The organism is Collinsella sp. LCP19S3_B11, assembly GCF_052121915.1.
Classification (GTDB): Bacteria; Actinomycetota; Coriobacteriia; order Coriobacteriales; family Coriobacteriaceae; genus Collinsella.
Genome location: NZ_JBQKDI010000003.1, coordinates 132399 through 153688, shown reverse-complemented (window position 1 = coordinate 153688; position 21290 = coordinate 132399). Strand labels below are relative to the sequence as shown.

The following is a 21290-nucleotide window of genomic DNA, read 5'->3' as shown; positions in this document are numbered from 1 at the left end:
ATCGATATCGCTTACGCTTGCCTTACCGTTGCGTAAGGTAGGGGTAGTCTTTTTGGGACGGGGCTTTTTTAGCTACCCTATCCGTAGCCTTCGAAGCATGAGGCCGCATTTGACATAGGGTAGCTAAAAAAGCCCCGTCCCAAAAAGACTACCCAAATGAGCTACCCTGCCACGTGTCGATGTTGAGAGAGGACTCCTGTTGAAGACTGTTCATGTTGCCGCTGGGATCATTCGCAAGGAAGGATCTGACGAGCTGCTTGCCGTGCAGCGCGGCTATGGCGACATGCGGGGACTTTGGGAGTTTCCCGGCGGCAAGCTCATGCGCGGCGAGACGCCCGAGGACGCCGTACGCCGCGAGCTCATGGAAGAGCTGCAGGTAAAAGTCACCAACCTGCGCGATTTTTACACCGTTGAGTATGACTACCCCGATTTTCATCTCTCAATGGAGTGTTACTACTGCTCGCTGGCTAAAGAATCCGATGAGCCCCAGAAGCACGACCGCCAGCTCGATATCCGCTGGATTCCGCGCACCTCGCTTGCCACCGTTGAGTGGATGCCCGCCGACAAGGGGCTTATCGATGCTCTGATTGAGCTGAAGGAAGATCGGCTTGAGGCCAACGGCGCCGCCGATGACGCCACGCCCAACACGGCCGACAAACCCGCCGCCAAACCCAAGCGCGCACCTAAGCGCCGCAGCAAAAAGCGTCCCAAGCCAGGTCTGCTCGACGGCATCGATACCTCGGACCTCTCCGCTGACGAGCGCGAATTGGTGCGCCGTCGCGCCGCTATAAAAAAGTCCATGAAGGGCAACAAGCGCGCCAACACCAAACCCGAGCTGCTCGTTCGCCAGCGCCTGCGGGCAGCGGGCCTTACGGGATACCGTCTGGAATGGAAGGTACCCGGCAAGCCCGACATCGCCTTTCCCGGGCGCAAGATCGCCATCTTCGTCAACGGCTGCTTTTGGCATCGCTGCCCTAAGTGCAATCCGAGCCAGCCCAAGCGCAATGTTGAGTTTTGGGAGGCAAAGTTTCGCCGCAACGTCGAGCGCGACCGAGCCGCCATCGACGCGCTTACCCAAATGGGCTGGACGCCCATCACCGTCTGGGAATGTGAGCTCAAGAAAGACCGCATCGACGCCACCATGGAAAAGGTCATCGAACAGGTGCGCGCCGCCGCACCGCAGCGCTAACAGCGATCATTCACACGCTCCGCACGTCCGCGCCACATCCGAGCCGCAAACCTTAGAAAGCCCTTAAGCTCAAAACCTTTCAAGAGTGTTATTCGATACCTTTGAACTGCGGTTTCATTGTTATATCAAACCTGATTAAGCCTTTCTTTAGCGCTTCTTTGCAGCAGCCGCGGCATAATACTGCCGACGAACGGGACCTAGCAGCACACCCCGTGCGCAACCTTTTGGTGGACATCGAGGAGGCCGCATAAGCATGCATTCTTCCAATGACGCAGCACAGCAGCCATCCCTAAAACATGCAGACCTTTTCTCCTTCCCCCCGACACAGAGAAACGGCCTCCTCGACTCCCCCACCACAAAAGCCAAACGCTCAACCGATCAGAATCTCAACTTGCGAATATCCTTCGATAAGCTCCGAGCATCCCTAAACAAGTCATTCCCCAACCAAGCCCGGGCATACTAGTCCCCCATCAACAAAGCGTCCCTAGCGCACCACTATTCCGCCCCAACGCCACAAGGGCGATTGAGCAGGGCCGTCCGGAAACGGAAAAGGGCCTATCTCTCAGAACATTCCGCAGGACGGAGGAAGCCCCGCAGCGCGTAGCGCGCAGCGGGGCTTCCGACATGTCCGAGGACGTTCTGAGAGATAGGCCCTTTTCCGTTTCCGGACGGCCCGGTGGGATCAGAGTACCCTTGCTGTTACTCTGCTTTGCCCACAGAGTTGAGGTTGGTCATGCGGATCTTAACCAGCTCGGTGATCTCACGCATGCCCTCCTTGGCCGGCTTCTTGGGATCGAAGCAGGCGGGGTTCTCGGCCATGTAGGCCATGAAGCCCTTGGTGTAGGCCTGACGCAGCTCGGTAGCGTAGTTAACCTTGCAGATGCCGTTCTTCACAGCCTCGGCAACCTGCTCATCGGGCACACCGGAAGTGCCGTGCAGAACCAGCGGCACGTCGACGGCGTCGCGGATGGCCTTGACCACGGACTGCTCGATGTGCGGATCGCTCGTGTACACGCCGTGGCTGGTGCCAACGCCAATGGCCAGCGAGGTGCAGCCGGTGCGCTCGACGAACTCCTTGGCCTCGGCAGGATCGGTGTAGGGGCTCTCGCCCTCAACCGCGGGACCGTCGTCCTCCTTGCCGCCAACCTTGCCGAGCTCGGCCTCGACGGGCACGCCCATGGCGCGGCCAGCGTCGGCGACGGACTTGGTCAGGGCAATGTTGTCCTCGAAGGACTCGTGCGAGCCGTCAATCATGACGGAGGTGTAGCCCGTGCGGAAAGCCTGCATGCAGCGGTCATAGCCATCGCCGTGATCGAGGTGCAGAGCGACGGGCACGGAAGCGCGCTCGGCAGCGGCCTTCACCATGCCGTAGAAGTAGTCCAGACCAGCGGTCTTGATGGTGCCCGGGGTGGTCTGCATGATGACGGGGGACTTAGTCTCCTCGGCAGCGGCCAGAACGGCCATAACAAACTCGAGGTTCTCGACGTTGAACGCGCCGACGGCGTAGTGGCCGGCCTGAGCGTCCTTGAGCATCTTTTCGGTGGTAACAAGTGCCATGAGCGTTTGCTCCTCTCCCTCGCCCGCATCTGGACATCGGGCGTAGTTGTTCACAAGGCGTTTTACCTTGCGTTTTACTGCGCTCATTGTATGAAATTCAGCGGCTTTGCACGTGCGAGATATTGAGTCCATGCAGGCCAATACAGTCGTTTTTGAAAAGTAAACGGAAGGAATCGGAACCGAGTGGGCGTGTTCGATATTGAATTTTGAGCGTTTAGCGTCTTTCTTTTATAGAAAAGATAAGTAATCGAAAGGTGTTTTCTTACTCAAAAAGAAAATGAACGAAAATAGAGTCAACACAATTCCTGCAAATTTAGCCGAGAATGGAGCAAATATGGCCCAAGCTACCAACCGTGCTTTTGCTGACGAGCGCCGTACCGCCATTATGGAAATACTCGAGCATAACGCCTCGGTGCAGGTAGCAGAAATCGCCCAGACCTTTGGCGTGTCCTCCGTCACCGCCCGCGCCGACCTGGACGCGCTCGCCGAAGCAGGCAAGCTGCGTCGCACACATGGTGGTGCCGTATCGCTCCACAAACGCCTGACCGTCTCCACGCAAGATCGCCGCATCAATGTCAACGTCGCCGCCAAGCAGGCCATCGCGCAAAGCGCCATCGAGCTCGTTAATGACGGCGACAGGCTGCTCGTCGACTCGGGCACCACGGCGCTCGAATTCGTCCGGCTCCTCGATCAGCGCGACGGCATCACCGTTATCACGGCCGACATTACCATCGCCGATTATATTGACGAGAGCATGCCCTCGGTCGATGTCGTCATGCTGGGCGGGGCACTGCGCAAAGGTCATCGCTATCTGTACGGCCCACTTACCATGCAGGCGCTCCAAAAGGTCCACGCCGACCTTGCCGTCATGTGTCCTGGCGCTTTTGTTCCCGGCTGCGGCTTTACGACCGACTTTCCGCAGATGGCCGAGACCAAAGCGGCTATGGTCGGTGCCGCCCGTCAAAGCGTCGCCCTCATGGATGCCAGTAAGGTCAACGGACGCGGCATGTACCGTTTTGCCGAGCTTGCCGACGTCGACATCATCGTGATGGACAGCGACCCCGACGCCGCCGTCGCCACCTCAATCGCCGAGGCCGCCGACAGCGCACGTCCAGCCCTCATCATCGCCGGCACTTAAACAAAAACCACCACAAAGGGCCTGTCCCTTTGTGGTGGTTTTGCCCGTTAAAAGCGAAATATCGCTACTTGGAAAGCTCGTCGGCGAGGGCCTCGATCTGGGCGCGCGATGTGTCGTTGAGCGAGCCCAGGACAGTCACCTTGTTCTGCGCCAGGGTGATGTCCTTCATGCCCTCGAGCTCCTTGGTCATAACCTTGGCAGCGGCGGGCGTCCAGGAACCGGCCTCGACGAGCGCCACGGTGCGGTTCTGGTAGGCATGCTCGGCGAGCGTGTGGATAAAGGTGCTCATGAACGGGAAGATCTCGCCCTGATAGGTGATGGAGGCGAGCACCAGGCGGTCATAGCGGAACGCATCCTCAACGGCCTCGGCCATGTCGTCGCGAGCCAGGTCAAAGACGGAAACCTTCTGGCCGCGAGCCTCGAGCGCTGCGGCGAGCTCCTCGACGGCAGCCTTCAGATGTCCATACACACTCGCATAGGCAATCGTGATGCCCTCGTCCTCGGGCTGATAGCTCGACCAGGTGTTATAGGTGTCGAGGTAATAGCCCAGATTCTCGGTAAGGACAGGACCGTGGAGCGGGCAGATGATCTGGATATCCAGATCGGCAGCCTTTTTGAGCACGGCCTGCACGAACTTGCCGAACTTACCGACGATGCCAAAGTAGTAGCGGCGAGCCTCGCAGGCCCAGCCCTCGGGATCCTCGATGTCGTTGGCGCCAAACTTGCCAAAGCCGTCGGCGCTAAAGAGCACCTTGTCGGTGGCCTCATAGGAGAAGAGCACCTCGGGCCAGTGAACGTTGGGGGCGCCGATAAAGGTCAGGCTGTGGCCGCCCAGGTCGAGCACATCGCCCTCTTTGACAACCATTTTGCGCTCGGGGAAGTCGGTGCCAAAGTAGTTGACCATCATGCGGAAAGCACCCATGCTGGCCACAATCTGCGCCTGGGGATAGCGCTCCATAAAGGCGGCGATACCGGCGGAGTGATCAGGCTCCATATGATGGATGACCAGGTAGTCGGGCGTACGGCCATCGAGCGCGGCCTCGAGGTTGCCGAGCCACTCGTCGACAAAACCACCGTCGACCGAATCGGCGACAGCGATTTTATCGCCCAAGATAACGTAGCTGTTGTATGCCATACCGTTCTCGGACACATCGTACTGGCCCTCGAACAGGTCAATGTCGTGGTCGTCGACGCCAATGTAGCGGATATCCTTGGTGATCTCCATCAGACAAAGCCTCCTAGATAGACAAAATAACCTGTCTATCATAGCACTTGGCAGCATTCCAACTGTTATCTGCCGGCATCCTTACCGATTGTTATTAAAATACGATAAATCGCCGTTTACCTGCGCAAACTATGAGCGTGGCATCGCCGTGCTATGTCGAATAATGAGCTGGCCGGGAATACGAATAGCAACGGTTTTGCCCGCCGTACCCGCCTCGGGAACCGCGTGCTCAAACACCTCGCGTCCACGCTGATGTAAATCGAACCGAACGGTCGTGAGCTCGTTATGCGCGACAAAGTCGTCGAGCGAATCGTCGACGCCCACCACGCTTGCGTCCTCGGGCACGCGCAGGCCGCTATCACGCAGCGCGGCAATCGCGCCATTTGCCATCTGATCGTTTGCCGCATAAATCGCCGTCATGGTGCGATCGTGCTCGGCCAGGTACCTGCCGGCCTCGTAGCCGCTGTTGGCAGACCAGTCGCCCTCGAGCGGCGCCTGCGGCTTAATGTGCTTATGCTCGAGCGCATCCTGCCAGCCGGCGCGACGAAATTGCTCGTCGACCGAGAACGACGGGCCGCCAATATAGCGAATTTGCTCGTGCCCCAGCTCAAACAGATGATCCATAAGCAAGAGCGAGCAGCCGTAATGGTCGGAGTCGACCGTGGTCACCCGCGGGTGCGCGTACATGGTAACAATAACCGTGCCAATGCCCGGCAGCGGATCAAACGTCTCAAAATCGGGCGCCATGCGGCTCATGCCGATGATGATGCCGTCCACCGGCAGCGCAGCCATACGACGCGTGGCCTCGGCAAGCGAAAACTCCTCGGTCTTGGACATCTCGACCAGCGTGATGGCGCAATTATGCTCGCGAGCAGCGCTGGCGATGCCGTCGATCATTGAGAGGTTGCCAAACTTGGTGATATCGTTGACGCACAGACCGACCGAATGGTAACGGCCGTCGCGCAGCGAGCGGCCGGCATAACTCGGACGAAAACCGAGCTCTTGCATAGCGGCCTGCACGCGCTGGCGCGTCTGCTCGTTAACGTTGGGCAAGCCGTTGGCGACGCGCGAAACCGTCTGCTGCGAAACACCGGCAGCGCGGGCGACGTCGGCCATGGAGACCGGACGCGTACCTGTATCGTTGGACGAGTGCCTTGCCACAGAACCACCTTCACCTTTGCGAAATCTGAATAGCGTGCATGCCGACCCAGGCAGAAACACACCCCGCGCCGAAGCCCGCTATCGTCGGACGCATGTTAACGTACTCTACTTTTTCTATCTGCATCTCTTCTGCTTTATAAGTCCATACGGCGGTACCGTTCACGGCTGTAATTCTACCGGCTACCGGATTCTCAAAAAGTGACAAGCGATGTGTTATGAGTACGTTAACATAGCCCGTAACGTGCGGCATCGTGAACACTTGGTTCATGCCGCTTCAAGTTGTTAACGTACTCATAGCGACGCAAAACTCACCCGTGCGCGCCAAGGAAAGGACTCCCATGACCACCCCCGACGAAAAGACACTCACCATGCTCACCAGGCTGTTTGAGGAGGAGTTTGGACCCATCGGCGACCGCCAGGTGCTCTACGTGCACGCACCCGGGCGTTCCGAGATCAGCGGCAATCACACCGATCACGAGGGCGGCCATGTTATCGCCGGCTCGCTCGATGTCGCCGTTGACGGTATCGCCGTGGCAACCGACTCCAACAAGATCCGCGTCGCCGACGAGGGCTATCCTACGTTTACGATCATGCTCGACACGCTGGATATTCAAGAGTCCGAGAAGGGCACGTCCGCGAGCCTCGTCCGCGGCATGGCCCACGAAATCGCTGCTCTGGGCGTTGAGCCCCAGGGCTTCGACTTCGCCTTCACCTGCTCCGTCCCCTCGGGCGGCGGCCTTTCCAGCTCTGCCGCCGTCGAGGCGGCGTACGGTCGTGCCATGGAGACGCTCTGGGGCGCACCCGCCATCGAGCCCGTCGCGCTCGCCCAGATGAGCCAGCGCACCGAGAACAACTACTATGGCAAGCCCTGCGGTCTTATGGACCAGGCCGCCGTTTGCTTGGGCGGCCTCGCCTACATGGACTTTGAGGACCAGGCTCAGCCTAAAACCCAGAAGCTCGAACTCAACTTTGAGGATCACGGCTATGCGCTCGTGCTCGTTAAGGTTGGCGCCGACCATGTGGCAGCTACCGACGACTACGCCGCCGTTCCGCGCGAGATGCAGGACATCGCCGCCGAGCTTGGCAAGACACGCCTGTGCGAGGTAAACGTGGCGGATTTTGACGCCAAGCTCCCTGAGCTACGCGCCAAGCTGGGCGACCGTGCCTGCCTGCGCGCCGTTCACTACTGGTACGAGAACGGCCTGGTCGATAAGCGCTGGGCAGCCCTTAGCGCCGGCGACATCGACCAGTTCCTGGTCCTGACGCGCGAGTCCGGTGCCAGCTCCGCCATGTACCTGCAGAATGTCGTCGCCAAACTGGGCTCCGAGCAACCTTCCATGTATGCCTTGGCGCTGGCCGAGCATGTGCTCGACGGCCGCGGCGCCGTCCGCATCCACGGTGGCGGCTTTGGTGGCACCATCCAGGCCTTCGTGCCGCTCGACCTGGTCGACACCTTCATCACCAAGATGAACGGCTGGCTGGGCGAGGGCTCTGCCCGCCACTACGCAATTTCTGACAAGGGGGCTTACGCGGCATGGCTGTAATGACTGATGTGCGCGAGGCCGCGCAGGGCCTGATTGAGTATGCCATCCATCGATCCATGATCGGACAGGATGACCGCATCTGGGCCTACAACACCATTCTCGAGTGCATCGGCGCCACGGGTCCCGCGCTCGACATGGCTTGGGCGATGCAGAACGAGAAGCTCTCGCTCTTGCACCCCGATATGCTCCCCAATTTTGACCTGGAGGGCACGCTTGCCGCGCTTTCCGAGGACGCCGTTGCCAACGGCGCTGCCGAGGACACGGCGTCGGGCCGCGACCGCATCGCCATGCGCATCATGGGCGCGCTCATGCCGAGGCCTTCGGTTGTAAACGAGGAGTTCAACGGACGCATGGGCGTCAACGAGCCCCGCGCCGCGACCGACTGGTTCTATGGTCTGTGCTGTGACGCCGGTTACGTGCGCCGCGCCGCCATCGCGCGCAATATCAAATGGAGCACCCCCACCAACTGGGGCGACCTGGAAATCACCATTAACCTGTCGAAGCCCGAGAAGGACCCGCGCGACATTGCCGCGGCCGGCGCCGCAAAGAACACGGGCGAGAAGTATCCCGCCTGTCAACTGTGCATCGAGAACGAGGGCTACCCTGGACGCTCCGCCGCAGCCGACGGCGGCGCCCATCCCGCTCGCCAGAACCTGCGCGTCATACCCATCCAGCTCGACGGCGAGCGCTGGGGCTTCCAGTACAGCCCGTACGCGTACTTTAACGAGCACTGCATCGCTATGAGCGCCGAGCATCGCCCGATGCACGTCGACCGTAAGGGACTGACCTGCCTGCTCGATTTTGTGGACCTGTTCCCGCACTACTTTATTGGCTCCAACGCCGACCTGCCCATCGTGGGCGGCTCGATTCTGTCGCACGACCACTTCCAGGGCGGCGCGCACGAGTTCCCCATGATGCATGCCGCCGAGGTCTCGCAGTTTAACGTGCCCGGCTTTGACCAGGTCAGCGGCACCGTGTTGCAGTGGCCGCTTTCGGTGCTGAGACTGCGCTCGCATGACCGCGCCCAGCTGCTCGACGCCGCCGAGAAGATTATCCTCGCCTGGCGCGAGTGGACCGATGAGTCTGTGGGCGCCATCGCGCACACAGCCGACGGCGTGGCGCATAACACTGTGACGCCCGTCATCCGCCGCGTCGACTCTCGCGGCAATGCCGGCGGCAAGATCTACGAGGCCTACCTGGCGCTTCGCTGCAACATCACAACCGACGAGCATCCGCTGGGCGTATTTCACCCGCATGCCGAGTACCACCACATCAAGAAAGAGAACATCGGCTTGATCGAGGTCATGGGCCTGGCCATTTTGCCGCCGCGCTTGGTTCCCGAGCTCGGCGCTGTCCGCGAGCACTTGCTGGCAGCCAAGGCCGATGTCAGTTACGACCTTGCCGGCGCGCTCGAGTGCGACGACCTTTGCCGCAGCCACGCCGCATGGGCCGAGGATGTCTTTGCCCGCCGCGCCGACGAGCTTACGGCGGATAGCGCCATCGACATCCTGCACGAGGAGGTCGGCATGGTGTTTGGCCACGTGCTCGACAACGCCGGCGTCTTTAAATGGGACGAAGCCGGTCGCGCCGCCCAGCAGCGCTTCATTGACTCGCTGTAATGATCCCTTGGGGACGGAGGAAAACGGATCATTTCGTCTTCAAGACAACGGCGCCCGCCGGCAACATCGCCGGCGGGCGCCGTTTTTGGTGCAAGGGCAGCTAATTTGGGACGGGGCTATTTTGACTACTTTGCATCTAGAAGTAGTCAAAATAGCCCCGTCCCAAATTAGCTGCCTCTCATGAGAGTGGAAAATCTCCCACTCTAAGCCCGCTTGCGAGCCCAAAATGGGAGATTATCCACTCTCGTTTTGTTCGGTACGCCGTAACTCTAAAGTTCGGTTACCTCTACGCTGTTGTAGACCTCGTCCCAGCGGTCCATGACCAGGTGGCCGGTCTTGGGATCCATGGCGTTGAGCTTGCCGCAGGCATTGGCGGTCTTGAGCACCGTGACGTCGTCGGCGCCAGCAGCAATGGCATGCGCAAAACCGGCGATGGTCGAGTCACCGGAACCCGTCGCGTTCACAGCCGCAATCGCGGGCGTCTTGGCGCGGAACGCGCGGCCCTCATGGAAGCCCACCGAGCCGGCAGCGCCCATCGAAACGACGACCCAGGGGATACCGGCAAAACGGTCATCGGCGGCAAGCGCCTCGCGCAGGGCATCGACATCATCGGTCGTAAAGGACGTACCCAGCAGGCCGTTAATCTCGGTCAGGTTGGGCTTTACGAGCTCAGGCTTAGCGTCGGACTCCAGCGCGGCCCCCAGCGATGCACCCGAGGTGTCGAGCAGCACCTTGGCGCCCGCCTCTTCGGCGATCTTGACGAGCTCGGCATAGTAGCCGGCATCGACGCCGCGCGGCAGCGAGCCCGAAAGCGTCACAACGTCCGCCTTCGCTGCAAGCTCGGCGAACTTGGCCGTAAAGGCCTCGAGCTCGGCCGGGGCGATCTGCGGGCCGCTCTCCAAAAGCTCGGTCTGATTACCCTCGTGCAGAATATTCAGGCAAATACGCGTCTCGCCGGCAATGGGTACAAAGTCGTTCTTGACGCCGTCGGCATCCATAAGCTCGGCCATATAGGCACCCATGTGACCGCCAAGCAGGCCAGTCGCGAGCACATCGTCGCCCAACTGCAGCAGCACACGGCTCACGTTGAGGCCCTTGCCGCCAGCGGTCTTTTCGGGCGTCACACGGTTCACGTCGTCGATGATCAGCTTGTCGAGCTGATAGCGCGTATCAATCGACGGGTTCATGGTAACGGTCAGAATCATGTTGAACTCCTGTTTCCGGGGCACGACACGCGCGACCCCAAACATACGATAGCTCGTTAAAGGATCTCGATCTCAAAGCCGCGGGTGACGGTCTCCCCCGGCTTGGCCACCAGGCAGCCGCGCTTGTGCTCCAGAATATCGTCCTCGTCGGAGCAGGTGGACAGGCCGCCCCACGGTTCCACGGCCACAAAGTCACCCTCGGGCTTGCTCCACACAATCAGGTACGGCATATCGGGGAACGTCAGGCGCACGCCCTTGTCCTCGGTCTTCTTGGTCAGCGTAACCACGCGGCTCTCGAGCACGTCAAAGATGGTCTCCGCGAAGTCAAAGAGTTCGTGGGTCAGCGGCAGGTCATGGCCAACCATCGGGTTCTTGCTGCGATGCTCAACATCAATCAGGCCCGTCGAGGGAACGGCAGTGCAGAGGTCGGTGGCCTCACGCTGCTCAAAACGAAGCTCGTAGTCGTCATAGGACTCGCCCTCGTCGAGCGGGCACTTAAAGCCGGGGTGACCGCCCACAAAGAACGGCATGTCCTCGGTGCCCTCATTGGTCACCTCGTACGACACGGCAACCTTTTCCGAATCGATCGTGTAACGAGCAACGATCTTAAACGGATACGGGTACTGCTCGAGCAACTCGGCATGGTCGGCAGAGCTTAAGCTCAGCGCAACCATGTTGTCGCTCTGTTCCTCGAGCTTCCACTCCTGCTTGCGCGCAAAGCCGTGGCGGGCGAGCTTTACCTCGCGGCCGCCCATGGTCATTGCGTGGCCGTCACGAAGGCCACCGCAGATCGGGAAGCAAATGGGGGCCTGGCCCGACCAGACTGCCGGATCACCCTGCCACAGGTACTCACGGCCGTTGGCCGCAATAGAAGTGAACGACCCGCCCGCCGTGCTCAGTGCCACGCGGATAGAACCGTTATCAAGAACAAACTCCATAGGAGTCTTCCCTTTCTTACGACAGCCCACCAAGTCAATAGGGCTGATAGAAAACCGGCCCGCGCCCCCTCACAGAAACGCGAGCCGTCAATTGAAAAGCTGCAGAATGCCGGGTACCGCCAAGAGCGAAGCACTCAAGCCAAGCAAGCAAACGTGTTATCGGAGCAGCTTACTGAACCAGAAAGCTTCGCAACAACAGCGGTAACCCCACAGGTGCCCCCAACGTCAGCGAGCGGCGATCAGGTGCCCCAGGTCGCCGCGAAAGAGGAGCGACGCGTACTTCATGTACGCGAGCGACGGTTTGAGTGGCGAGATGGGGTGCCTGGGCGTCGCGCAGCGTCGACCCGTTACGCGGTTTGGCAAAACCGCGTAACCCCACTAGTCGTGATACTCGCCGCGGTCCCACTTCTCAAGAAACTCATCAAAGAAGTGTGGGTCAGCCTGTGCCTCGGCGTCGGCCTTATTGCAGGCATCGATCTTGGCGATCAGGGCATCGTGCTCGGGGGTCTTCTCGTAGGGCTCCTCCAGGAAGGCAAGCATAATATCGGCCATCAGGAACTCACCGGTGATCTTGCCGCCAAAGCCCACGATGTTGGCGTTGAGCTCGCGACGGGCATACAGGGCAGAGGTCATGTCGCGAACCAGGGCGCAGCGGGCGCCGGGAACCTTGTTGACGGCGTTGGTGATGCCGATGCCGGTGCCGCACAGGGCCACGCCAAAGTCGGCCTTGCCGCTGGCAACAGCCTCGCCCACGGCCTTGCCGTAGATGGGATAGTGCGTACGGGTGTGGCTGTAGGTGCCGCAGTCGAGCACCTTGTAGCCAGCCTGCTCCAGGCGGTCGGCCAGATAGATCTTCTCGTCCGTAACGATATGGTCGCAACCGATTGCGATGGTCTTCTTCATCAGAACGTCCTTTCGTCTGAATTCACAAGTTGAGGTAGAAGTTCGAGTTCTCGTTGGCTCTCGTTAGGCCATCTTGTTGAGCATGTCGACACGGATCTGGTGACGGCCGCCGGCGTACTGTGCACGCAGGAACTCGCGGGCGATCTTCTTGGCGACCTCGGTGCCCACAACGCCCGGGCCCATGGTGACCATGCGCGAGCCGTTGTGCTCGCGGGTCATGTAGGCGGAACGCTCGTCGGAAATGTTAGCGACGACCATGCCCTTGATCTTGACGGCGGCCATATAGGAGCCGACACCGTACTTATCGAATGCGAAGCCCTGGGAATCCTTGTGCTCCAGCAGGTCCTTGGCAACGGCGGTAGCGGAATCGACAAAGTCCGCGGCAGGGGTCTCGGAATAGTCGACGACCTCGTGACCATCGGCGATGAGCATCTCCTTGATGGACTCCTTCATCGACATGCCGTCGGCATCGGAAGCGATTACAACCCTCATGACATCCTCCTTGAGAGATACGCAGGTGCGTTGTTTCTGTTTGGAAGTGTTGAATCTCGTTCAGGTCCGGGCATCTGAATGTGCGATTCTTCACTGTTCATGTTTATTTGAACACATTCGAACAGTAACTGCAACAATTATTTGTTTATCTTTGTTCTTTTTTGAACAAATACCGTTCACGGATGATTGCTGACCGTTTGGACCGGGCGCGGGCGTAGCGACCATGTGTTCAACAAACAAAAGGGCGGCCGAGAACGTGTCTCGGCCGCCCTTCGGCGGTATTCCCCGGTATATACGGCAGCTTTAGCTACTAGGACTGGCCGCCCTTCTTGGCATGCTTGGACGGAGTGCCCAGAAAGCGGCCCGTCAAATAATTCGTCGGCCCGGAAATATCAATCCCCAGCAGTGTGTGCCCCAGCCACAAAAACGCCGCGAGCACCAGCAATGGGATAACGCACGAGGTCACTATCATCACGATGACACCTTCGATCAGATCGGTCACCTGCTGCACAATCTCATCGGTCATCTGCTTGGCGCCGCTGGTCACCGTCGTGACGAGACCCGAGGCACCGTCGGCAAGCTGTTCAAGCACGTTCTTGGACTCTGCGGACTCGGTCTTTTTCTTGTTTGCTTTGGAGCTATCGCTATCTGCCGCACTCGCAGCGTCAGTCGCCTTTTGCTCGGCCGCCTCGATGCTCACTCGATACGTTTCATCAACCTTCTGCGACACCCATACGCTCGCGGGCACCAACACCATGCTAATGATGGCGACCACCAGCACACGCGTTGCCACGCGACGAATGACCGTGCTCGTGCTCCAGCGTCCGTGAATGCCAAGCGACGCTGCAAAGAGCACCAGCGCAAACGGGATCAGGATGCCCAGGCCAACCGACCACAAAATCGTGAGTAAATATTTCTCTAGGTATAGCACGGCAAGCACGATACCAAGATTACCCGAAAGCTGTGCGAGCTGCTCGGCAACTGGCGTTCCCGTATCACCCGGCAGCGCGGTAATGCCCGCAGATAGGGCGACGCACGAGGTCGTGAGCGCCAATACATTGCCCTTCTTTTGATCGATGACCTCGACGGTAGAGTCCCAAGTCTTGGTATCGGCAAAATGCGGACGAGCCACAAACCCCGACAGCAGCGCCAGTACCACGAGCGCAACGATGAGGCCAATCTGCAGTTTTTTGTTTGCGCACACGACATCGGATAGGCTGGGCTGCAGCTCGGTCACCGTTGTTTGCTCGGTTATCTGGACAGGACGCCCATGAGCCATCTCGCTCGCGTCTCTCTTTTGAATCGATCCGTTGTCCGGCATTTGGATACCTCCTCATTCCGGCCTGTATTGCGGATGGAAGTATACCCACCCAGCGAAAAACCGAACGGGAGGAGGCGCAACGGGCTGCCGCATGACCCGCTTGCCACGAAATGGGCCCATCTACTACGTTTAACTGCCCATCCCCGACCATGCCCCGTGGCGTAAAAACAAAACCACAGGTAGAACGCTTGCAGTTTTTCATGAAACGCAGGTGTGTTCGGGGGTATCGGGTTAAACGTAGTAGATGCGCCAGTTTCGTGGCGACGCTGCCAACCGATCCCCTGGGAACGGAGGAGAACGGATCATTTTGGGCCGTCAGCCCCTATTTCACCGCAACTTGGAGGAGGACAGAAAAAGCCCTGCTGCGGGTAGCGGCAGGACTTTTGGAAGGGGCTTGGTTGTGAGGACTCGTTAGGCGAGCTTGGCCTCGAGCTCGGCGATGCGCTTGTAGGCATCGATGGTAAAGCGGGCCTGCTTCTCCAAGATCATAGTGGTCATGAGGGTGTCCTGAGCGTGAGCCATGATGAAGGTCATCTCCATCTCGCCGCCGCCGGCCTCCTGCGAAAGCAGCTTGGTCTGCGTGTCGTGGGCGCCGATAAGTGCATCGCTGGCATCCTTGTGCAGCTGTTCGGCCTTCTCAAAGTCACCCTCGCGAGCAGCATCGAGCGCTGCAAGCAGATCGGTCTGGGCGTCACCTGCGTATGCGACAATCTCGAATCCAACCATCGAGATTTCTTCTTTGGTTGCCATATTGCGTTCCTTTCACATATGAACCAACGGAGAGCATCGCGTCCGGGCATCCGCGCTGCGCTGTGTATGACAGAAACATTAACATTCAAACAATAAAGAACAATACAAAACGTAATTTCGAGCTATGAACGGTCACTTTTAACCCGCGAACGGTTTCCAAACCATTTCGAACAATATCAAACATGATTAACGGAAACCCAAACAGGACCGCGCCCTAACGCAAATCGTGCACCGTATCGCCCTCTACGAGCACGCCGGGGATCAGCATGTGCTCCACGCCAGACGCAACTCCCTCGGCGCCGGCGATCTTGTCGACTGCCCACATGCCGACACGCTTGTTGTCAAAGCGCACGGTGGTCAGGCGACGATCGGGCACGATGTCGCCCAGACTATCATCAACCCCCACCACGCTCACGTCCTCGGGCACACGCCTTCCGCGCGACTCGAGTCCGCGAATGCAGCCGTAGGCCATGGCGTCATTGGAGGCATAGATGGCAGTACAGGTCGGATCGTCCGCCAGAGCCTGGCCTGCGGCATATCCACTCCGCGCCGTCCAGTCGCCACGGATGAGTCGCGGCAGCTCAATACCATGCGCGCGCAATGTCTCGCGCCAGCCCTCCTCGCGCTGCATGCCCGAAAGCGAGCGTTCGGGACACGAGATAAAGTGCACGGTCTTGTGTCCCTGCCCCAGCAAGTACTCGACAACCTGGCGCGAACAATCGAACTGATCGTTATCGACCGTCGAGCACAGCGGGTGCTCCAGCATGGTAACGAGCACCGTCTGCATACCAGGCAGCGGCTCAAAGGTGCCAAAGTCCGCCGGCATGCGATTCATGATCACAACCATGCCATCCACCGGCAGTGCGCTCATGCGCGACGATGCGCTCTCGAGGGTATACGGATGTCCATCTACTTTAGTGAGGGTAATGGCGTAGCCGTGCTTATCGGCGGCGGCGGCAAAGCCCTCCATACGGTCGAGGTTGCCGGTACCGGTAATGTTGAACATGGCGACGCCGACGGTCTTAAACTTGCCGCGGCGCAGCGATCGACCGGCAAAATTGGGGCGATACCCCAGCTCGCGCATGGCGGCACGCACGCGCTCCTTGGTCTCGGGGCGCACGCTGGGTGAATCGTGGACGGTGCGCGAGACCGTCTGTTCTGAGACGCCCGCGAGGAGCGCCACATCCTTAACGGAAACCGATTTTTTAACAGCGGCCATAGGTCGATCTTTCTATGTCAACGATGCCATTGGTGGCACCCTACGCAGTCAAATGAAACGTCTTCAAGTATATCTAACGCCTCCCCCACCATACGCTCACCACCCAAAACCTACCGTTCACCGACATTTTTGCTTCCCCGAACGGCTTTTATCGCCCAAATGTTAACGTTGCCATTGCGCAAACACAGAGCCACCGGGCGGCTCAAACGTTTACGCGCAAGAAATCGACGGTCCGCAGGCACAGGGGCCATCGGTTCGCGTCTTATTTTGTGTCACAAAATGGCAACGTCAACATTTTGGCAACCAAACGTCAAAAGCTACCATCGTTGCTAACCCACCGACTCTTAGGAGCTTTGCATGGAGCAACTCATCGCCACCATCGAAAAGGGCCAGCCCTTTTTCAACGCGATCGCCCGCAACAAGTACCTCAAGGCGATCCGCGACGGTTTTATCTCCGTCATCCCCATCATCATCTTCTCGTCCATCTTCTGCCTGGTAGCCTCGGTCCCCAACATCTGGGGTTTCTACTGGCCCGATGACATCAACAACGCCCTGTGGAAGTGCTACAACTACTCCATGGGCATCCTGGCCATCGCCTGCGCCGCTACCACGGCCAAGCATTTCGCCGACGCCCAGAACCGCGATCTGCCCAAGAATAACCAGATCAACTTTATCTCGTGCATGTGCGCGGCCATCATCGGCTTCTTGCTCCTTTCGAGCGACACCATCGCCACGGATGCCGCCAGTGGCTTCAACACCACCTACCTTGGTTCCAAGGGCCTACTGACCGCCTTCATCGCTGCGTTTGTGACCGGCATCATCTACAAGTTCTTTATCAAGCGCAACATCACCGTCAAGATGCCCGAGCAGGTTCCGCCCAACATCTCGCAGACCTTTAAGGACATCATCCCCTTCTCCGTCTGCATCACCGTCTTTTGGGTCTTTGACATCGTCTTCCGCGCTGCCTTTGGCTTCTGCTTTGCCCAGGGCGTCATCCAGGTGTTCCAGCCCCTGTTCACCGCTGCCGACGGCTACATCGGCCTTGCTGTGATTTACGGCGCCATGAGCCTGTTCTGGTTCGTGGGCGTCCACGGCCCCTCGATCGTCGAGCCCGCCATCGCCGCCGCCCTCGTTTCCAACATGACCGACAACCTGGCTGCGTTCCAGGCCGGCCAGCACGCTTCCGCTGTCCTGACCCAGGGTGCCCAGTACTTCGTCGTCTGCATGGGCGGCACCGGCGCCACGCTCGTCCTGGTCTTTATGTTCTGCTTCCTGGCCAAGTCCCAGGAGATGCGCGCTGTCGGTAAGGCCGCCATCGTCCCCGTGTGCTTTGCCGTCAACGAGCCGCTGCTGTTCGCCGCGCCTATCGTGCTCAACCCCGTCTTCTTTGTCCCGTTTGTCTTTGCCCCGATCGCCAACATCTGGATCCTCAAGATCTTTATCGACTTCTTGGGCATGAACGGCTTTATGTACACCCTGCCTTGGACCGTCCCCGGCCCCATCGGCACCATCATGGGCCTGGGCTTCCAGCCGCTCGCCTTTGTGATGCTCGCCCTTATCCTGGTCGTCGACTTCGTTCTGTACTATCCGTTCTTCCGTGCCTATGACGCCCAGAAGTGCGCCGAGGAGGCCGAGATTTCCCAGGAGGAGCTCGCCGCCAAGAACGCCGAGAAGGCCGCCAAGCTCAACGATGCCTTCCAGGGCAAGGCCGACGCCAAGAGCGTTGCCGCCGGCGCTGCTGCCGAGGCCGTGGAAGCCGGCGCTCCCGCCGCTTCCGCAGCACCCGCTGCCGAGGCAACGGCCACCAGCGACCTCAACGGCAAACGCGTGCTCGTGCTCTGCCAGGGTGGCGGTACCTCGGGCCTGCTCGCCAACGCGCTGGCCAAGGCCGCCAAGGAGCGCGGCATCAATCTTGAAACCGCTGCCGAGGCCTATGGCAACCACGTGGACATGCTCCCCGACTTCGATCTGGTCGTCCTGGCCCCGCAAGCCGCAAGCTACCTGGCCGACCTGCAGAAGGACTGCGAGCGCGTGGGCAACAAGTGCGTCGCCTGCCGCGGTAAGCAGTACATTGAGCTTTCCCAGAACGGCGATAAGTCTCTCGCCTTCGTAAGCGAGCAACTCTCGAAGTAAGTAACGCACAGGGCCAGCCGACCATCCAAGACCGGCTGGCCCTTCGATTTAGACGATTGGATTATCATGTCCGTTAACCCTGCTAGCGTCACCAACCCGCCTGCGCAGTTTCCCGAGGACTTTGTCTTTGGCGGCGCCACTGCTGCCTACCAGGTAGAGGGCGAGACCCGCACCCACGGTAAAGGCAAGGTTGCCTGGGACGACTTCCTGGAGGCCCAGGGGCGCTTTTCCCCCGATCCCGCTTCGGACTTCTACAACCAGTACCCCGTCGATCTGGAGCTGTGCGAGGAGTTCGGCATCAACGGCATTCGCCTCTCCATTGCCTGGAGCCGCATCTTCCCCAACGGCACCGGCGAGATCAACCCTGAGGGCGTGCAGTTCTACCACGATCTCTTCGCCGAGTGCCACAAGCACCACGTTGAGCCGTTTGTCACGCTGCATCACTTCGACACGCCGCTTGCCCTCTTTGAGAAGGGCGACTTCCTCAACCGCGAGACCATCGATGCCTTTGTGGACTTTGCCACCTTCTGCTTTAAGGAGTACGCCGACCAGGTGACCTACTGGTTCACCTTTAACGAGATTTGGGCCGATGCCTCCAACACCTACATCGAGGGCACCTTCCCCGGCGGCGTCAAGGCGCATCTGGCCGAGGCTTTCCAGTGCGAGCACAACATGATGCTCGCCCACGCCAAGGCCGTACTGGCCTTCCACAACGGCGGTTTTAAGGGCAAGATCGGCGTCATTCAGTCGTTGGAGTTTAAGTATCCGCTCAACGAGAACGACCCCGCCGACATCAAAGCCGCCAACAACGAGCACGTGTTGCAGAACCAGTTCTTGCTCGACGCCACCTTCCGAGGCGACTACGCGCCCGACACCCTCGAGTGCGCCAACCGTCTGGCTGCCGTCTCGGGCGGCACCATCGAGATCCTGGACGAGGACCTCGAGATTATGCGCGAGGCCGCGCTCTACAACGACTATCTGGGCGTCAACAACTACCAGTGCCGCTTCTTGAAGGCTTACGACGGCGAGAACGACCTGCACCACAACGGTACGGGCGAGAAGGGCACCGGCCGCTGGCGCGTTAAGGGTATTGGCGAGCACGTGAACAAGCCTGGCATCCCCACCACCGACTGGGACTGGATCATCTATCCCGAGGGCCTGTTCGATCTGCTCGTCTACATTAAGCAGCGCTACCCCAACTACAAGCAGATCTTCATTACAGAAAACGGCATGGGCTACAAGGACCCCTACAAGGACGGTTTTGTGGACGACCAGCCGCGCATCGACTACATCGAGCAGCACTTGCGCTGGCTGCTCAAGGCCATGGAGGTGGGCGTCAACGTGGGCGGCTACTTCCTGTGGAGTCTGCAAGATCAGTTCTCCTGGACCAATGGTTACAACAAGCGCTATGGCTTCTTCTACGTTGACTATGAAACCCAGAAGCGCACGCCCAAGGCAAGCGCCTACTGGTACAAGCACGTGGCGCAGACCCGTCGCCTGGACTAGCGGCTGGCGACCAGCGGAATTGCCCCGCTCACATAACCTGTCCCCATTTCTCAGCCGGGGGTGGCACGTCACACGGCGCGCCGCCCCCGGCCTTTTGTTTTTGTTCGGCTGGGGGGCCGTTTGTCTCGATCTGTAACATCTAGCCGAGTTTTTGGTCCCTAGCTGTTACAAATCAAGACAAACCGGGAAGACGGGGCCGAATTGTCTAAATCTGTAACACTAAAACCGGTTTTGGACGTCTGGTTGTTACAGATTGAGATAAACGCACAGGACAATCCTCTCAATCTCGATCTGTAACATCTAGCCGAGTATTTCGGTCCTAACTGTTACAGATTGAGATGAACGAGCCGAGCACGTCTACACCCGCAGGTCCTTCACGCTGGAACGCTCGACCAACACGCCCGAGACGAGCGTACGGCTTCTGGAGCTCGGGGCTTCCAGACCTGCGACGACCTCGTTAAGCGCACGGATGCCCAGCTCGCGGTGGCGAAACTTCACCGACGTCAGAATCGAGTTGGGAATCGTCTTGTAGAGCTCATCGTCGAAGCCGATCACGGACACGTCGTCGGGCACACTGAGCCCTTTGTCACGTAGAGCCATCATCACGCCGTTTGCCATGCAGTCGTTAGCAGCGAGGACCGCCGTGCAATCGGGTTTATCGGCAAGCACAAGGCCCGCGGCATAGCCACTATCCGCATTCCAATCACCTTGCAGAGGCTCGGGCGGCTCAATGCCACGCGTCTCGAGTGCTGCACGCCAACCTTTCATACGGCACTGGCTCGACAGCGACTCTTTTTTACCAGAAACGAAATACACGTTCTTGTGACCATGATCCAAGAAGTACTCGCACGCCATGCGCGCACCACCCTCTTGATCGTCACTGACGGTAGAACAGGTAGGATGCTCCATCGGCGTGATAATCACCGTCTTGAGGTCCTTCGGCGCCTCAAAGGTATCAAAGTCATCGACCATCTGGCGCAGATTGAAGATCATGCCGTCGACGGGAAGCTGCGACATCCTGCGCGCCGCTTCGGCAAGGGTCATCTTCTCCCCCGCCCGCTTTTTGATCATCGTGAGCGCAAAGCCTCGCTCTTCGGCGGCATCGGCGATTCCGTCAATCATGTCCACGGCGCCGCCCGACAAGTGGAACAGCACGACGCCGATGCACCCGTAACGGCCCAGCTTGAGCGAACGCGCGGCAAAGTTGGTTCGAAACCCGAGCGCCTCCATGGCAGCATGGACCCTATCGCGCGTCGACTCGCGCACGCTATCGGGCTCGTTGATTACGCGCGACACCGTCTTGAGAGAAACGCCCGCGGCAATCGCCACATCATTCATTGAGACATTTTTCTTGTCCATCGTTGCCACTGCTTCTCCAGTCGGTTCTCTA

18 protein-coding genes are annotated in these 21290 nt (G+C 59.3%); 6 read left to right on the top strand and 12 right to left on the bottom strand.

Annotation, left to right across the window (positions count from 1 at the left end; genetic code table 11):
• Window positions 1-199: 199 nt before the first annotated feature.
• Entirely contained in the window at window positions 200-1189 is a 990-nt protein-coding gene (gene vsr, locus ACTQV4_RS03255; protein ID WP_441569280.1) for a DNA mismatch endonuclease Vsr, read from the top strand.
• A 699-nt stretch (window positions 1190-1888) separates the two neighbouring features.
• Here vsr and ACTQV4_RS03250 read toward each other — a convergent pair.
• Window positions 1889-2746: a class II fructose-bisphosphate aldolase gene (locus tag ACTQV4_RS03250; RefSeq protein WP_022095149.1), complete on the bottom strand. Its 858-nt coding sequence runs from the start codon at window positions 2744-2746 to the stop codon at window positions 1889-1891.
• A 334-nt stretch (window positions 2747-3080) separates the two neighbouring features.
• Here ACTQV4_RS03250 and ACTQV4_RS03245 point away from each other — a divergent pair, with 334 nt between their 5' ends.
• Window positions 3081-3884: a DeoR/GlpR family DNA-binding transcription regulator gene (locus ACTQV4_RS03245; RefSeq protein WP_441569279.1), complete on the top strand. Its 804-nt coding sequence runs from the start codon at window positions 3081-3083 to the stop codon at window positions 3882-3884.
• Between the two features lie 64 nt (window positions 3885-3948).
• Here ACTQV4_RS03245 and ACTQV4_RS03240 read toward each other — a convergent pair whose 3' ends face one another.
• From ACTQV4_RS03240 to ACTQV4_RS03230, 3 genes are all read right to left on the bottom strand, one after another.
• Window positions 3949-5109 (bottom strand): FprA family A-type flavoprotein, encoded by a 1161-nt coding sequence (locus tag ACTQV4_RS03240; RefSeq protein WP_427728570.1) that lies wholly within the window; start codon window positions 5107-5109, stop codon window positions 3949-3951.
• Between the two features lie 129 nt (window positions 5110-5238).
• Window positions 5239-6225, bottom strand: a complete 987-nt coding sequence (locus ACTQV4_RS03235) for a LacI family DNA-binding transcriptional regulator (protein WP_441569285.1) — start codon at window positions 6223-6225, stop codon at window positions 5239-5241.
• 55 nt (window positions 6226-6280) lie between these two features.
• The gene (locus tag ACTQV4_RS03230) at window positions 6281-6538 is read right to left on the bottom strand and encodes a hypothetical protein (protein WP_441569278.1); all 258 of its coding nucleotides are present in this window, start codon (window positions 6536-6538) and stop codon (window positions 6281-6283) included.
• Window positions 6539-6608: 70 nt separating this feature from the next.
• Here ACTQV4_RS03230 and ACTQV4_RS03225 point away from each other — a divergent pair, with 70 nt between their 5' ends.
• Window positions 6609-7814, top strand: coding sequence for a galactokinase (locus tag ACTQV4_RS03225; RefSeq protein WP_441569277.1), 1206 nt, complete (start codon window positions 6609-6611; stop codon window positions 7812-7814).
• A complete protein-coding gene (locus tag ACTQV4_RS03220; RefSeq protein WP_441569276.1) occupies window positions 7805-9433 on the top strand; it encodes a UDP-glucose--hexose-1-phosphate uridylyltransferase in 1629 nt (542 codons plus the stop codon). The genes ACTQV4_RS03225 and ACTQV4_RS03220 overlap by 10 nt, the downstream gene beginning before the upstream one ends.
• Window positions 9434-9702: 269 nt before the next feature.
• On the opposite strand, the gene ACTQV4_RS03215 is transcribed toward ACTQV4_RS03220, so the two are convergent.
• The 7 genes from ACTQV4_RS03215 to ACTQV4_RS03185 all read right to left on the bottom strand — a co-directional run bounded on the left by ACTQV4_RS03215 (window position 9703) and on the right by ACTQV4_RS03185 (window position 16261).
• On the bottom strand, window positions 9703-10638 hold the full coding sequence (locus ACTQV4_RS03215; RefSeq protein ID WP_441569275.1) for a hexose kinase: 936 nt from the start codon (window positions 10636-10638) through the stop codon (window positions 9703-9705).
• Between the two features lie 56 nt (window positions 10639-10694).
• The gene (locus ACTQV4_RS03210) at window positions 10695-11576 is read right to left on the bottom strand and encodes an aldose 1-epimerase family protein (protein WP_427748000.1); all 882 of its coding nucleotides are present in this window, start codon (window positions 11574-11576) and stop codon (window positions 10695-10697) included.
• A 378-nt stretch (window positions 11577-11954) separates the two neighbouring features.
• Complete coding sequence (gene lacB, locus ACTQV4_RS03205) at window positions 11955-12479, bottom strand: galactose-6-phosphate isomerase subunit LacB (protein WP_006234831.1); 525 nt, start codon at window positions 12477-12479, stop codon at window positions 11955-11957.
• 63 nt (window positions 12480-12542) lie between these two features.
• The gene (lacA, locus tag ACTQV4_RS03200; protein ID WP_006234830.1) at window positions 12543-12971 is read right to left on the bottom strand and encodes a galactose-6-phosphate isomerase subunit LacA; all 429 of its coding nucleotides are present in this window, start codon (window positions 12969-12971) and stop codon (window positions 12543-12545) included.
• Between the two features lie 310 nt (window positions 12972-13281).
• A complete protein-coding gene (locus ACTQV4_RS03195) occupies window positions 13282-14292 on the bottom strand; it encodes a hypothetical protein (protein WP_441569274.1) in 1011 nt (336 codons plus the stop codon).
• A gap of 411 nt (window positions 14293-14703) precedes the next feature.
• On the bottom strand, window positions 14704-15042 hold the full coding sequence (locus tag ACTQV4_RS03190) for a PTS lactose/cellobiose transporter subunit IIA (RefSeq protein WP_055252615.1): 339 nt from the start codon (window positions 15040-15042) through the stop codon (window positions 14704-14706).
• Window positions 15043-15256: 214 nt separating this feature from the next.
• Window positions 15257-16261 carry a LacI family DNA-binding transcriptional regulator gene (locus tag ACTQV4_RS03185; RefSeq protein WP_427718989.1) on the bottom strand — a complete coding sequence of 335 codons (1005 nt, stop codon included), beginning with the start codon at window positions 16259-16261 and terminating at the stop codon, window positions 15257-15259.
• Between the two features lie 357 nt (window positions 16262-16618).
• On the opposite strand from ACTQV4_RS03185, the gene ACTQV4_RS03180 reads away from it, so the two are divergent.
• Window positions 16619-18394 (top strand): PTS lactose transporter subunit IIBC, encoded by a 1776-nt coding sequence (locus ACTQV4_RS03180; protein ID WP_427718986.1) that lies wholly within the window; start codon window positions 16619-16621, stop codon window positions 18392-18394.
• A gap of 66 nt (window positions 18395-18460) precedes the next feature.
• A complete protein-coding gene (gene lacG / locus ACTQV4_RS03175) occupies window positions 18461-19900 on the top strand; it encodes a 6-phospho-beta-galactosidase (protein ID WP_441564653.1) in 1440 nt (479 codons plus the stop codon).
• Between the two features lie 357 nt (window positions 19901-20257).
• On the opposite strand, the gene ACTQV4_RS03170 is transcribed toward lacG, so the two are convergent.
• Window positions 20258-21259, bottom strand: a complete 1002-nt coding sequence (locus ACTQV4_RS03170) for a LacI family DNA-binding transcriptional regulator (RefSeq protein ID WP_441569273.1) — start codon at window positions 21257-21259, stop codon at window positions 20258-20260.
• Window positions 21260-21290 lie beyond the last annotated feature (31 nt).

Bases quoted from the DNA above. Each gene is read 5' to 3' on its own strand.
- ACTQV4_RS03250 (WP_022095149.1), bottom strand. From the start codon at position 2,746: ATGGCACTTGTTACCACCGAAAAGATGCTCAAGGACGCTCAGGCCGGC.
- ACTQV4_RS03245 (WP_441569279.1), top strand. From the start codon at position 3,081: ATGGCCCAAGCTACCAACCGTGCTTTTGCTGACGAGCGCCGTACCGCC.
- ACTQV4_RS03240 (WP_427728570.1), bottom strand. From the start codon at position 5,109: ATGGAGATCACCAAGGATATCCGCTACATTGGCGTCGACGACCACGAC.
- ACTQV4_RS03235 (WP_441569285.1), bottom strand. From the start codon at position 6,225: ATGGCCGACGTCGCCCGCGCTGCCGGTGTTTCGCAGCAGACGGTTTCG.
- ACTQV4_RS03230 (WP_441569278.1), bottom strand. From the start codon at position 6,538: ATGAACCAAGTGTTCACGATGCCGCACGTTACGGGCTATGTTAACGTA.
- ACTQV4_RS03225 (WP_441569277.1), top strand. From the start codon at position 6,609: ATGACCACCCCCGACGAAAAGACACTCACCATGCTCACCAGGCTGTTT.
- ACTQV4_RS03220 (WP_441569276.1), top strand. From the start codon at position 7,805: ATGGCTGTAATGACTGATGTGCGCGAGGCCGCGCAGGGCCTGATTGAG.
- ACTQV4_RS03215 (WP_441569275.1), bottom strand. From the start codon at position 10,638: ATGATTCTGACCGTTACCATGAACCCGTCGATTGATACGCGCTATCAG.
- ACTQV4_RS03210 (WP_427748000.1), bottom strand. From the start codon at position 11,576: ATGGAGTTTGTTCTTGATAACGGTTCTATCCGCGTGGCACTGAGCACG.
- lacB (WP_006234831.1), bottom strand. From the start codon at position 12,479: ATGAAGAAGACCATCGCAATCGGTTGCGACCATATCGTTACGGACGAG.
- lacA (WP_006234830.1), bottom strand. From the start codon at position 12,971: ATGAGGGTTGTAATCGCTTCCGATGCCGACGGCATGTCGATGAAGGAG.
- ACTQV4_RS03195 (WP_441569274.1), bottom strand. From the start codon at position 14,292: ATGCCGGACAACGGATCGATTCAAAAGAGAGACGCGAGCGAGATGGCT.
- ACTQV4_RS03190 (WP_055252615.1), bottom strand. From the start codon at position 15,042: ATGGCAACCAAAGAAGAAATCTCGATGGTTGGATTCGAGATTGTCGCA.
- ACTQV4_RS03185 (WP_427718989.1), bottom strand. From the start codon at position 16,261: ATGGCCGCTGTTAAAAAATCGGTTTCCGTTAAGGATGTGGCGCTCCTC.
- ACTQV4_RS03180 (WP_427718986.1), top strand. From the start codon at position 16,619: ATGGAGCAACTCATCGCCACCATCGAAAAGGGCCAGCCCTTTTTCAAC.
- lacG (WP_441564653.1), top strand. From the start codon at position 18,461: ATGTCCGTTAACCCTGCTAGCGTCACCAACCCGCCTGCGCAGTTTCCC.
- ACTQV4_RS03170 (WP_441569273.1), bottom strand. From the start codon at position 21,259: ATGGACAAGAAAAATGTCTCAATGAATGATGTGGCGATTGCCGCGGGC.